Source organism: Actinoallomurus acaciae (assembly GCF_042429965.1).
GTDB lineage: Bacteria > Actinomycetota > Actinomycetes > Streptosporangiales > Streptosporangiaceae > Actinoallomurus > Actinoallomurus acaciae.
Genome location: NZ_JBHLZP010000234.1, coordinates 1 through 12537, shown reverse-complemented (window position 1 = coordinate 12537; position 12537 = coordinate 1). Strand labels below are relative to the sequence as shown.

The 12537-nt window shown below is 70.2% G+C and carries 13 protein-coding genes; 4 read left to right on the top strand and 9 right to left on the bottom strand.

The window, feature by feature from the left end:
* Both ACFFNX_RS27285 and ACFFNX_RS27280 read right to left on the bottom strand, forming a co-directional pair.
* Positions 1-1211, bottom strand: a 1211-nt coding sequence (locus tag ACFFNX_RS27285; protein WP_378208237.1) for a hypothetical protein, incomplete at its 3' end; no start/stop codon positions are given.
* Positions 1212-1382: 171 nt separating this feature from the next.
* Complete coding sequence (locus ACFFNX_RS27280; RefSeq protein WP_378208234.1) at positions 1383-2054, bottom strand: DUF6585 family protein; 672 nt, start codon at positions 2052-2054, stop codon at positions 1383-1385.
* A 273-nt stretch (positions 2055-2327) separates the two neighbouring features.
* On the opposite strand from ACFFNX_RS27280, the gene ACFFNX_RS27275 reads away from it, so the two are divergent.
* Positions 2328-3053, top strand: a complete 726-nt coding sequence (locus tag ACFFNX_RS27275) for a chitinase (RefSeq protein ID WP_378208231.1) — start codon at positions 2328-2330, stop codon at positions 3051-3053.
* A gap of 3 nt (positions 3054-3056) precedes the next feature.
* On the opposite strand, the gene ACFFNX_RS27270 is transcribed toward ACFFNX_RS27275, so the two are convergent.
* Positions 3057-3710 carry a TetR/AcrR family transcriptional regulator gene (locus tag ACFFNX_RS27270; protein WP_378208228.1) on the bottom strand — a complete coding sequence of 218 codons (654 nt, stop codon included), beginning with the start codon at positions 3708-3710 and terminating at the stop codon, positions 3057-3059.
* Positions 3711-3794: 84 nt separating this feature from the next.
* On the opposite strand from ACFFNX_RS27270, the gene ACFFNX_RS27265 reads away from it, so the two are divergent.
* Together ACFFNX_RS27265 and ACFFNX_RS27260 are read left to right on the top strand one after the other, a co-directional pair.
* The gene (locus tag ACFFNX_RS27265) at positions 3795-4640 is read left to right on the top strand and encodes an SDR family NAD(P)-dependent oxidoreductase (RefSeq protein ID WP_378208225.1); all 846 of its coding nucleotides are present in this window, start codon (positions 3795-3797) and stop codon (positions 4638-4640) included.
* Between the two features lie 120 nt (positions 4641-4760).
* The gene (locus tag ACFFNX_RS27260; RefSeq protein ID WP_378208223.1) at positions 4761-5534 is read left to right on the top strand and encodes a trypsin-like peptidase domain-containing protein; all 774 of its coding nucleotides are present in this window, start codon (positions 4761-4763) and stop codon (positions 5532-5534) included.
* Between the two features lie 396 nt (positions 5535-5930).
* On the opposite strand, the gene ACFFNX_RS27255 is transcribed toward ACFFNX_RS27260, so the two are convergent.
* From ACFFNX_RS27255 to ACFFNX_RS27235, 5 genes are all read right to left on the bottom strand, one after another.
* The gene (locus ACFFNX_RS27255) at positions 5931-6536 is read right to left on the bottom strand and encodes a DUF5947 family protein (RefSeq protein ID WP_378208220.1); all 606 of its coding nucleotides are present in this window, start codon (positions 6534-6536) and stop codon (positions 5931-5933) included.
* Positions 6533-7102 (bottom strand): NifU-related iron-sulfur-binding protein, encoded by a 570-nt coding sequence (locus tag ACFFNX_RS27250; RefSeq protein ID WP_378208217.1) that lies wholly within the window; start codon positions 7100-7102, stop codon positions 6533-6535. The genes ACFFNX_RS27255 and ACFFNX_RS27250 overlap by 4 nt, the downstream gene beginning before the upstream one ends.
* A complete protein-coding gene (locus ACFFNX_RS27245) occupies positions 7095-8882 on the bottom strand; it encodes a nickel-dependent hydrogenase large subunit (protein ID WP_378208214.1) in 1788 nt (595 codons plus the stop codon). The genes ACFFNX_RS27250 and ACFFNX_RS27245 overlap by 8 nt, the downstream gene beginning before the upstream one ends.
* A gap of 39 nt (positions 8883-8921) precedes the next feature.
* The gene (locus ACFFNX_RS27240) at positions 8922-10010 is read right to left on the bottom strand and encodes an NADH-quinone oxidoreductase subunit B family protein (RefSeq protein ID WP_378208212.1); all 1089 of its coding nucleotides are present in this window, start codon (positions 10008-10010) and stop codon (positions 8922-8924) included.
* Positions 10011-10071: 61 nt separating this feature from the next.
* Entirely contained in the window at positions 10072-11169 is a 1098-nt protein-coding gene (locus tag ACFFNX_RS27235; RefSeq protein WP_378208209.1) for a hypothetical protein, read from the bottom strand.
* Between the two features lie 210 nt (positions 11170-11379).
* Between ACFFNX_RS27235 and ACFFNX_RS27230 the strand changes: the two genes are divergently transcribed.
* Positions 11380-11805 (top strand): helix-turn-helix transcriptional regulator, encoded by a 426-nt coding sequence (locus ACFFNX_RS27230; protein WP_378208243.1) that lies wholly within the window; start codon positions 11380-11382, stop codon positions 11803-11805.
* A gap of 37 nt (positions 11806-11842) precedes the next feature.
* Here ACFFNX_RS27230 and ACFFNX_RS27225 read toward each other — a convergent pair whose 3' ends face one another.
* Positions 11843-12391, bottom strand: coding sequence for an alkaline shock response membrane anchor protein AmaP (locus ACFFNX_RS27225; protein WP_378208206.1), 549 nt, complete (start codon positions 12389-12391; stop codon positions 11843-11845).
* Positions 12392-12537 lie beyond the last annotated feature (146 nt).

The following is a 12537-nucleotide window of genomic DNA, read 5'->3' as shown; positions in this document are numbered from 1 at the left end:
CCGTCGTGGTCGATCGCGTTTCCGGCGACGTCGGTGGCGAGGTTGACGGTGCCGCCCACACCGGTGTGGGTGACCAGGCGGCCCGGGACCGTGTCGGTCAGCAGGCCGGCGAGGGTGCCGCCGTTCGCCGCGGCGCGGCTCAGCAGCCGGTAGACCGCGCCGGACGCCCCGCCGGCGAAGGCGCCCATGCCCGCCGCCTTTCCGAGGGCCGCCAGGTCCAGTCCGTCCTGGAGTCCGTAGCCGAGCCGGGTGAGCTGGCGCACCAGGTCCAGGCCGCCGAGGTAGCTCACCCCGGCGGCCGCCGCCCGTGCCTCCGCGCCGCGGAGCAGCGTCAGCAGCCGAAGCCCCACGGTCCTGGTCTCGGTCAGCGCCGTGACCACATAGATCGGGCCCTCGGGCGTGGCCGCCAGCAGCCGGACGATCGCCCAGAGCGCGAACAGGTACGCGATGGACGTGGCGAACTGGGTCTCGGCGGCGTTCACCTCGGCCTTCATGTACCGGCAGTAGCCGGCGAGCCCGCGATGAGCCGCGGCGGCGTCGGTCAGATATCCGCCGCCGTTCCGGGAAAGCCGCGTGAACGATTCGTTGAACGCCTCGATGTCGCGCCCGGCGTTGTCCGTGGAGATCCTGCGGGCGTGCTGGTCGGCCGCGCCGGTCACCTCGTCGATCGCGTCGGCCATGCGGTCGAACGCCTGCGCCACCGACTCCATCCCGGCCGCGTCCCCGGCCGGCCTGCGGCAACCGGCGACCAGCTCCTCCAGGAGCGGCTCTATCTCCAGGTACCAGGCCGGGGGCGGGTCCTTTCCCACGATCGTGTCCGTCTCCGGCCCCGCCACCTGGCGCAGGGCGTCCGTGGCCGAGTCCCCACCGGTGGCGTGCAGCCGGAACCACGGGTAGTCCCCGGACTCGGCCCCCGCCCAGGCCCGGGCCATCCGTACCGCCTTCACGGCGTGGCCCCTGAGCGCCAGCGCGAGCTGCGCCGTCCCGTCCAGCAACTCGTCTCGTGCCGCACGGAACCCCATGGAGTCCGGGGCTCCGTCGAAGAACGCACGGCCGAGGTCGTCGTCGCCCCATGGCGCTCCCGACCGGTTCAACGTCTCGATCAGTTCGAGCAGAGCCGCCGACAGCCGCGCCCCCGCGTCGTCGATGCCGGCCGCGGCCGTCGCGATCCGCTCCGGATCGACCTCGACATACTCCGAAGTGGCAGCCACCACTGAATTCCCCCTGCGGTCCCCGACCGGCCGAGAATCCCCACTCGGCCCATGGACGCCGCGGCAACGGCGTCCTCCCCGCTCCCTTCATAAGGTCGTGGGGACCGCAAGTGCAAACAATACGAAAATAATTGAATATTCGACGGCCGCCGGGCCGGAAGAAGCGCGGTCTTATCCGGTCGCCTGCCCGCTGACCTCAGCGGTCAGGGTCAGCAGCGCGCCGAGATTGGGAATCTTGCTCGCTTCCCATCGGAACCAGTTGAGCCGTTTGCCGCGGCGCCGCACCACGACGTCGCCATTGGGCATGAGAATGCCCTGCCCGCTCGTGATCTTCAGCTCTTCGAACTCGGCCCAGGGAAGCAGCTTCTTGCGATCTTTGCGGATGCCGTCGCGCTCGATGGCGAGCGGGCCGAAGGTGACCGCCTCGCCTCGCCCCAGCGCGGCTCGCATCATCGGAAGCTGGACGGCCGTCACCAGAGGATTGACGATCCGGCCGAACTCCTCAAGGCCGCACCGTTCGTTGCCGAGGATGTTCGCTCGGGCGTCCGCGCGGTATTGGTTGCCGTCGGCGCACGCGAAAAGGTATTGATAACGCACGTACTTGGGTACGTTTCCGCTGGTCACTCTGGTCACCGACTGGATGAACATCGTGATGTCGCTCCAGCGGAAAGCCGCCGCCCGATTTTCGTCGGTCGGCAAGAACACGCTGCCCTCTTGGAAGACATAGACGACCAGGAACTGTCGTCCCCGCTCCGTTACCGGAAAGACCTTCACCAGATCCCCGAGTGCCGCGTGGGCCGCCGCATTGACGACGTGTGACGGCAGCAGCGTTTCGCCTGTCATGTGAACCAGCCTTGCTCGATGTGATCCGGTGGCATCATTCCATGGGCCACCGACCGTCACAAGCGAAATGTGCCGATATTCCGGCATGGTGCGGTGGCGGTTTTATCGGCGAACATTTGCGGCTCCCGGTTCACCTCGACGGACGGACGTGATCACGGTGTGTCTCCTGTGATCTACGGACGGTGACGGAGAGGATCGCTCCAGGCGTCCGGCCCCGGCCGCCGGCCGGTCGCGTTCTCGCGGTCTGCCCATACTCGCGCGAGGAGCACGAAAATGTCCGTACGTGGTGTCCTGGTCCCCGTGGCCTCGGCCGCCGTCGCGAGCCTGCTGTCCCTCGGCGCACCGGCGACCGCCTCGACGGCCGGCGGTGCCCGCGCCGGCGGGTTCGTGGTCAGCCGGGCCCAGTTCGACAAGATGTTCCCCGGCCGCAACCCCTTCTACTCGTACCAGGGACTGGTCGACGCGCTGGGCGCCTACCCCGGCTTCGCCAGGACCGGTGGCGAGACGACCAGGAGGCGCGAGGCGGCGGCGTTCCTCGCCAACGTCGGTCACGAGACCGGCGGCCTGAGGTACGTCGTCGAGCAGAACACCGCGAACTACGGCCACTACTGCGACCGAAGGCAGCCCTACGGCTGCCCGGCGGGGGACCGGGCCTACTACGGGCGCGGGCCGCTGCAGCTGAGCTGGAACTACAACTACAAGGCCGCCGGTGACGCCCTGCGCATCGACCTGCTGCGCGACCCGTACCGGGTGGAGCGGGACGCGGCCGTCTCCTGGAAGACCGGCCTGTGGTTCTGGAACGCCCGCCAGGGCGCCGGCACCATGACCCCGCACGACGCGATGGTGCGCAACAAGGGCTTCGGCGAGACGATCCGCAGCATCAACGGCGACCTGGAGTGCAACGGCAAGAACCCCGGCCAGCGCCAGAACCGCATCGACCTCTACAAGAGGTTCGCCGGCATCCTCGGCACCGGCGCCGGCGGCAACCTGTCCTGCTGATCGTCATGCGGGCCCGGCGAGGAGGTCGATGGCGGCCGGGTCGACGCCGATGCCGGGGGTGAGGAAGTACGCCGTGCGCAGCGTCGCGACCAGGGCGTCGGCCGCGAGCCGGACGAGGTGTGCCCGGTCGACGTCGTGGTGGTGGATGTGGTCGATGATGAGCTCGTCGAGGTAGCCGACCCAGCCGCGCATGGCGGCGCGGAGCAGAGGATGGACGGGGCCGTCGACGCCGAGGGCGCGGAGGATGTGCGCGGCGCCCTGCCAGCGGAGGTCCTCGACGATGGCGTGGACCTCGGGGTCGGAACCACTGCCGGCACGCATGACGGCGAGGAACCCCGCGGCGTGGTGGTCCATGTATTCGATGTGCCGGTCGATGGCGTTCCGCAGCCGGTCGGCCGGCACGTCACCGCCGGGCGGGACCGCCTGGAGGGCCCGGAGGTCTTCGGCGGCGGCGTGGATGGTGGCCAGGTAGAGGCCACGCTTGTTGGTGAAGTGGTGGGCGATGAGCCCGTACGCGACGCCCGCGCGTTCGGCGATCTCGGTGGTCGTCACCTCGTCGTAGGCGCGTTCGGAGAACAGCGCGGAGGCGGCCCCGATGAGCCGGGCACGCCGGTCGATGCGAGGCGCCTCGGTGCCGCCGGAGCGTGGGGTGTTCATGCCGGTCTCCTCCTCCTTGACCCATCGGGTCGGCCGGACTACGTTGCCAACTGATTGATAATCAGTCAATTTCCGGAGGTCGTCGTGGTCGGCGGACGTGGTCGGGCGAGCCGCACGCCGGTGTCGGAGACGCCGATACTGCTCACCGGAGCGTCCAGCGGGATCGGCCGGGCGGTGGCATTCGCCCTGGCCGAGCGGGGTGGACGGTTGGCGATCGCCGCTCGCCGCCGGGCGGCTCTGGAGGAGGTCGCCGACCAGATCGAAGGAGCGGGCGGGGTCCGCCCGCGGGTGATCGAGGCCGACCTGTCCCGTCCCGGCGCCGCCGCCGCGCTGGCCCGCGACGCGGTCGCCGCGCTGGGCACGGTGCGGATCCTCATCAACAACGCCGGAGCCGGGATGGTGGCCGCGCAGTCCGCCGTGGGCGACGACGACCGGGCGCGGGCGCTGTTCGAGACGAACCTGTGGTCTCCGCTCGCGCTGACCCGCCACCTCTTCCCGGCCCTGCGCGCCGGGGGTGGGCTGGTGGTGAACGTCACCTCCAGCCTCCAGACCGTGCCCGTCCCCCTGCTGGGCTACTACGGGGCCTCCAAGGTCGCGCTGGCACACCTGACCCGTACGCTGCGGCACGAACTGGAGGGCACCGGGGTCTCGGTGCTGGAGATCGTGCCGGGCGCCACCGACACCGCCGCCCGCGACCTCGATCTGCTGCCCTGGCGGAACGGGCCGATGCGCACCCCGCCGCCGGTCTCGCCCGAATCGGCGGCCAAGGCGATCGTCAAGGCCATCGAGCGGAATGCGCGACGCCGCGTTCATCCGGCGACGTCACTGCTGCCGCTGGAGCTTCCGGCTTTCGGCCGGTTCGTCGCCAAACTCGTGACACGCCGGGTCGACACCGGTTCCGCCTCTCCCACAGCGGAACGGGCTTCCTGAGCAGCGGTTCCATCGGGAATTAATCAGGAGTTACACCGGAAATCGTACGGTCCCCTCCGGGGCCCGCCGAGCGCGGCGGGACTTTCCTGCCTGTTCATCGCTCCCCGGAAGTGGGTTCGAATGCCCCGTCTCAAACATAAGGCCCTCGCGGTCGCCGCCACCGTCGCGGCCGGTCTCTGCCTTCCCGCGTCGCAGGCGCACGCGGACGACCTGGTCTCCATCGGCGCCGGCTCGGGGATCATCCAGCAGCTGAAGCAGGTCGACGGCGGTGGCTACAACGAGGAGGTCTGCACGCTCACGGCGGTGGGGCACGATGCCGCCGGGAACCTGGTGGGGTTCACCAACGCCCACTGCTTCCTCGACTCCGACGGGAACAAGCTGGTGGGGGACAAGGTCTACTACGACACCACCCCCGCCGGTACGGCCGCCGCGCCGGCCGCGATCCCCGACCCGGCGGACTCGCTGAAGATCGGGCCGATCGGCACCGTAACCTACGTCAGCGACCCGAACAACCTGCTCACGGTCGGTAGGCCCCACGGCCTGGACTACGCGGTCATCAAGCTGGACCCGACGAAGGTCCAGGCCACCGACACGGTCACCAGCTCCACGGGCACCGCGAAGATCACGTCGATCGGAGACGTCCCCGCGCTCGGCACCCGGATGTGCAAGCAGGGCCACCGGACGGGCGTGACCTGCGGCGCCACTCTTGTGAAGGACGGGCAGTACTACACGACCCTCATCTGGACCTGGGGCGGAGACTCCGGCTCGCCCGTGTACAACGGCAACGTCCTGGTGGGCAGCGACTGGGGCCTCCAGCACTTCACGCCCTTCACGAGCATTCTCGACGACCTGAACTCCCGTGGCGGCGTCGGCGCCGGCTTCCACGTGGGCTGAGCGCAATACGGAACATGGTCGCGGCGGCCGATGCCGCCGCGACCACCTCCCCAGAGTCCGCCCACGTGAGGCGGGCTCACATCCGCCAGATCCTTATCTCGCGCCTGATCGCGGGATACTCATGGACTACCAGGCCGATGACGCCGGCGACGGCCGCCCCGATCAGCAGTTTCTTGACCATGGATGCTCCAAAGGGTCGAGGCGCCCCGGCGTCAGCCCGGCGGCAGGTTCGGCATGACGTTGAGAATCGCGTTGTGCCTCCTGGGCCTGATGCCGGTGGATCGGCGCGCGTCGGCGGTGCCGTCGTCGTGATGACCGATCTGGCTGTGAGCGCGCTTCGCGTTACCCTCGCGGATCCCCCTCACATGGGCCGGAGAGTCGGGCCTGGTGTGCGGTTTACCGGTTCGTATCTGTCCCATGACACCTCCTCAGGTCCTCGAAGAACCGCTCTACCTCGGGCCATACCCGGTCGCCACCGAACATCCCCGTCCAGTGCCGGCGTACGACCGCGATCAGCCGGTAGCAGTCCTCGATGGGGAGAAGCCACGCCTCGGAGCGCCCACGTGCCGTGTTGACGAGCAGCGCCTCCACGTCGGCGCTCAGATCCGCCAGGGCGGGGCAGTCGCGGGCGGCCGACTCCCAGGAATCCGGTTCGATGGTCCACCGGGTCGCCCCGGCCGGACTCGGGTAGTGGGCGACGACCTGGCCGTCGGCCTGCCGGACGAAGAACGCCAGGCCGACCGGTACGCCGAGGCGCGCCGGTGACAGGCCGCTCACGGGAACCCGGCGGTCGGGCACGAGCCGGTAGTGGCCCTCCCCGGCCTCCTCCCGCTGGAACAGCACGGAACAGGCGTAACAGGCGCACAGCGGCCGCTGGTCGCGTACGTCGAGCAGGTGCCGGTGGTCCTCGGCCAGCGGGGTGCCGCAGAGGTCGCAGGGCCGCCGGCGGATCCGGTCGGCGGCGGTACGGCGGATCAGGCGGGGCAGCGCGTCGGCGCTCATCCCGGGTCACCGCGAACGATCGTGGGCCCGCGCAGCAGCGACTCCACCGGGATGAGCGTGGGAGGCCGCGATCCCCCGGGGCCCGTCACGGTCTCCACACGCACCTCGGGTGCCGCGCCGATGACGGCGTCCCTGATCAGCCGTCCGATCGCCGCGGCCGTGGAACCGCAACCGGCGGCGGACCAGCGCACCCGGGCGACGTCGTCCTTCACCTCGATCAGTTCGACGTCGACGCCCCGCGAACGGAGCCCCGGCCTGATGTCGTCGAGGGCGCGGCGCACACGCTCGCGCGCCGGCTGCGGATGGAGGCCGTGCAGGGCCAGCAGGTGGTGCAGGAGCTCGTCCTGGACCAGCGACGAGACCAGGTCGGGCGCTCGGTCGTCGGCCAGCGCGACGACCCGCGCGAGCGCGGTCCCGTACATCAGGGCGAGGCCCTCCACCGCCTGCCCGGCGAGTTCGGCCACCGGCCCCGTGGCCCGTTCGAGGCGGTCGAGCAGCGTCTCGAGCCGGCCGAGGAGCTCTTCGACTTCCTCGTCCGGCAGGCCGGGGAGCGGGCGGTCAGCCATGCGCCGCCCCGAAGGTCGGCGAGTGCAGCTTCTTCAGGACGTTGCCGCCGCCGAGGTACATGTGCACCCCGCACGGCAGGCAGGGGTCGAAACTGCGCACCGCGCGCATGATGTCGACGCCGACGAAGTCCTCCGGCCCGTTCTCCTCGAAGATCGGCATGTCCTGTACCGCGTCCTCGTACGGCCCGGGCACGCCGTTGACGTCGCGGGGGCTGGCGTTCCACGGGGTCGGCGGATACGGGTGGTAGTTCGCGATCTTCTTGTCCCTGATGACGAGGTGATGGGACAGCACGCCGCGTACGGCCTCGTGGAACCCGCAGCCGATGCCCTCGTCCGGCACCGTGAAGTCCTCGAAGACCTTGGTGTCGCCGGCCCGCACGAGCCCCATGGCCTTCTCCAGGAAGTGCAGCGACATCGCCGCCGAGTAGGCGATGAAGTAGGCGCGGGCCCGGTCCCGCTCGATGGCGTTGGACCACTGCGGGATCTTCCACTCCAGCGTCGTCTCGGGCAGCTTCTCGCTCTTCGGCAGGGTGATGCGGACGCCGGAGCCGGTCGCCTTCACGTACGGCGTGTCCACCAGCCCGGCCAGCGCGGTCACGTACAGGCGGGCGAACGGGCCGCCGCCGGTGTCGAGCGCGAGGAGATCGCCGCTGCGCCGGTCCAGCCAGCGCGGGCTCATGACCCAGCTGTACTTGTCGTCGAAGTCGCGCTTCTGCGGCAGCGGGATCGTCGTCTGGTTCCAGGGATGGCGGATGTCGACCGGGTTCCCCAGCGGATCACGGGTGACGAACGGCTCCTCGTTCACCCAGTCCTCGTAGTAGGAACTGCCGAGCAGGATGCGGATGCCGAGGTTGATGTCGACGAGGTCGGTGGTGACCAGCTTGCCGTCCACGACGACTCCGGGGGTGACGTACATCGCCCGCCCCCAGTCGGTCATGTGCTCGTACCGGTAGTCGACGACGTCGGGGTTCTGCCAGGCTCCCCAGCAGCCGAGGAGTACGCGGCGGCGTCCGACCTCCTCATAGCCCGGCAGCGCCTCGTAGAAGAAGTCGAAGACGTCGTCATTCATCGCGACGGCCTGTTTGACGAAGTCGAGGATCGAGACCAGCCGGGTCAGGTAGTCGGTGAAGAGCGACGGTTCCGGCATGGTCCCCACGCCGCCGGGATAGACGGTCGAGGGGTGGACGTGCCGGCCCTCCATCTTGCAGAACATCTCGCGGGTCGTCCGGCTGACCTGCAACGCCTGCTTGTAGACCGCGCCTTCGTACGGGTTGTAGGCCTCCATGATGTCGGCGATGGTGCGGTACCCGTGGATCTCGGCATTGGGCGCCTCGGTCTGCCTCGCGCGCTTCAGCACGCTCGGGTTGGTCTTCTTGACCATCGCCTCGCAGAAGTCGATGAAGACGAGGTTGTCCTGGAACAGCGTGTGGTCGAACATGTACTCCGCCGCCTCGCCCAGGTTGAGGATGTGCTCACCGAGCGGCGGGGTCTTGACGCCGTACGCCATGTTCTGTGCGTAGACCGAGCAGGTCGTGTGGTTGTCACCGCAGATGCCGCAGATCCGGCTGGTGATGAAGCCGGCGTCGCGGGGGTCCTTCCCCTTCATGAAGACCGAGTAGCCGCGGAACAGCGACGATGTGGCGTGACACTCGGCCACACGCCGGTTCTTGAAGTCGATCTTCGTGTAGATGCCGAGGTTGCCGATGATGCGGGTGATCGGATCCCAGGTCATCTCGACCAGCTGTTCGGTGTCCGCGCCGGATTTCGACCGTTCGGTCATGGCCATCTCTAGAGCTCCTCCTCGTTGCCTGCCGGTCCGTCACGGACGCCAGCGCGGGTCATAACCGCTGGTCAGCACAGGTTCGTTGTGATGCCATTTCGGTTCGGTGTTCAGGGCCTGGTTGGTGAAGCCGCGCAACCTGCGGATGAACGCGCCGTACGGCTTGGCGAGCATGGAGGACAGCGATCCCCCCGGCGGTTCGTCCATGAAGGGCATGAACTTGTCCGGGAAGCCGGGCATCGTGCAGCCGATGCAGATGCCGCCCACGTTCGGGCAACCGCCGATCCCGCCCATCCAGCCGCGTTTGGGCACGTCGCAGTTGACCACCGGCCCCCAGCACCCGATCTTCACCTGGCACTTGGGAGAGTTGTAGTCCTGGGCGAAGTCGGCCTGCTCGTAGTAGCCGGCCCGGTCGCAGCCCTCGTGCACGGTCTTGCCGAAGAGCCACTGCGGGCGCAGCATGTCGTCCAGGGGAGGCGGCGGCGCGCCACCCGCGGCGTGCTGCAGGATCCAGGTGAGGGTCTCCATGAAGTTGTCGGGCTGGATCGGGCATCCGGGGACGTTGACGATCGGGAGCCCGGCGGCGGACTCGAAGTCCCAGCCGAGGTAGTCCGCGAGCCCCATGCATCCGGTCGGGTTGCCGGCCATCGCGTGGATGCCGCCGTACGTGGCGCAGGTGCCCGCGGCGACGACCGCCCAGGCCTTGGGCGCGAGATGGTCGATCCACCAGTTGATGGTGAGCGGCTCGCCGGTGTCCAGGTCGTTGCCGAAGGAGGTCCAGTAGCCGCCCCCGGTGATGATGTTCTGGTTGGGGATCGACCCTTCGATGACGAGGATGAAGGGCGCGAGTTCCCCGGCCGCCGCGGCGCGGAAGGGCGCGAGGAACGACTCGCCGCCCTGGGTCGGTGACAGCACCTTGTTGTGCAGGCTGATCCGGGGCAGGCCGGGGATGAGGCCGAGGACGACGTCCTCGATCGGTGGTTGCCGGGCGGCGGTCATCGAGACGCTGTCGCCGTCGCAGCTCATCCCCTCCGAGATCCACAGGATGTCGATGTGGTCGAAACCCTCGCGTTCCCGCTCGCTCGTCGGCTCGCGGGCGACGTCTCGGGTTCCGGCGTCGGTGCTCATGTCCTGGCCCTCCCTCGTAGCCGGTCACGGATGCGGTCGTGGAACGCGGCGATCGCGTCCATCAGGACTCCTCGTTCGCGGACGCCGGGCCGAGCGAGCGGATGGCCCCGTGCAGCCGGGAGAAGATCTCCGGCGGCATCGCGTCGACCCGGTCGACGATCGCCGCGCCGCGCGGGTCGGTGGCGCGCGCCTCCCGCTTCTCCTCCTCGGTCAGCGTCAGCGTGCGCAGCGAGAGGATCTCGTCGATCTCGGCGGCGTCGTGCAGGTCGCCCGGGCTCTCCGGCGCGATCCGCGGGTGGTCGTACAGCAGGATCGGCGAGGACAGCAGCAGGTCGCGTGTGCCGGGCTCACCCGCCAGCACGGGAAACGTGTGGACGTTCGCGCAGGCATGTGCCTCGGCCTCCGCCCAGCCGGGCGGTTCGAGCAGCGAGACGAAGGACGACTCCCGGGCCGCGAGCAGCGAGTGCGTCGCGATCAGGGAGCGGCGCAGGGCCTCCTCCCGCGGCGCGTCCGGAGGCGTCGTGTCATCGGTGTTCTCGACGCGTATCCGCAGCCGGAACAGCGGGGCGGTCGTCTCGCACCGTGTCGCCGAGACGAACACGGACCCTTGTACGGGCCATCGGCGCGACAGCGCGCGGCCCACCGGGCGGCCGTCATCGTCGCCGAGGGTCTCGACGTCCTCACCGCCGGGGGCGCGCAGGTCGATTCTCTCCTCGCGGTCCAGGACGTCGGCGACACGGACGCGCAGGTCGAGGTCACGGGGCAGTGCCGCGTCGAAGCCCACCGCGAGCCGTGAGCCGGCGACCAGGTCGTCGGCGGGGCGGTGACCGCCGTCCGGCCGGCGTTCCTCGATCGATCGGCCGACCAGTTGCAGGAAGCGCAGCCGGCACCGCACCACGGCCTCGCCCGGGTCGGGGCCGGTCTCCAGCAGGCACTCGGTGCGCTGCCACCAGCCTTCGGCCGAGCCGGCGACACCGGCGTCGGCCGTGCCCCGCGCCTGCGCCCACGCCCGTGGGGTGAGAACACCGAACTGCCAGCGAAACCGGTTCTTGGCCGACGAACGCCGGTACGGGTACAGCAGGTAGCCCTCGTACAGGATGGCGTCGGCCACCGCGAGGGCACGGTCGAAGACGGCGGCGTCGTCCGGATTCGCCTCCATCGTCCCCGTCCTCCCCATGACCGTCCCGCCTGGCTACTCCGGTCTAGCAAGCCGCGGCGGCGTGCCGTAAGTGACGTCCGGCTAGGTGAAAGATGCACTTAGCGGGGAGTCTTCGCAGGTCGCCGCGGGTGCGACGACGATCGGCCCGGGTATGAGTCAGGGACCGTGTCGCTTCCCGTGCGACGACCCGATGGCGGAGGTGCAGTCGTGATGGTCGCGTCCCAGCGCCCGGCGGACACCACGGTCGTGGGCGGGCCCGCCGACGCCTTCGCCGCGCGGGCGGGCGCGGAGCCCCGCAACTTCCTGCAGGGCTGCGTGCTGCTGCTCCTGCGCGAGCGTCCCGCCCACGGATACGAACTGCTCGAACGGCTGAAGGCGTTCGGAATCGCGGACGGCGACTCCGGCAACCTCTATCGCAAGCTCCGGTCGCTTGAGGAACAGGGCATGGTCCGCTCGGAGTGGGAGACCTCGGAGACGGGGCCGAGGCGGCGCATGTACCACCTCACCGCGACGGGGGACGCCCGGCTCCGTGGCTGGGCCGGCGCCCTGGCCGAGACCCGCCGTCTTCTGGACTACTACCTGAGCCGCCACGCGCTGGCCGCCGACGCACCGGCCGCGTCCTGGCCGAGGGCCTGACCCGACCGGCCGCCCGGAAGACGCCTGCCCGCGCCGGTCAGCGGCCGACGCGGATGCGGACGGTGGCGGGTTGGTCGTCGTGCTCCAGCGCGTGCCGGGCCCGTTCGACGGCCTCGTGGATGCTCGACCGCGCGGCGGCCGGGTCGGCGTCGGGGTCGACGGTCACGTTGAGGAGCAGGTGCGGACGGGACCGGCTGCCGGTCAGGCCGGCGGTGGCCCGCCGGACGTACGGGTCGGCGCTCAGGTCGTCCTCCAGTGCGTCGGCGACCGCGCGAGCGGACAGGGTGGTGGCGCCGTACCGGGTGTCGGGCTCCAGCCGGATGGTCCGCAGGACCGGCCTGCGGCCCTGCGCGCCGAGCCAGCTCAGCGCCAGAATGCCGATGGCGACGGCGAGGGCCGCGAGCGCGATCCAGAACCAGAGGTGAGCGTCGGCGAAGGCGCGTACGAAACGGCCGATGACCGGCACGTGGGCGGCCCCCAGATGGTGCGGCACGAAGGCGGCGCCGCGGACGGCCGCCGTGAGGCCCCCGAGGAGCAGGATCAGCCCGGTGAGCGCCAGCCCGAGGCGGTTCGCGCGAGTGCCCATGAGGTCAGTCCTCCCGGTGCCGTACGGTCACGCGCAGGTGCGGCCGGTGCAGCGGCGCGAGCGTGCCGAGGCGCTCGGCGACGGCGCCGCGCACCTCGTCGGTGAGCCCGGCGACGTCGTGGAGCGGGCTGACGGCGCGGACGCGG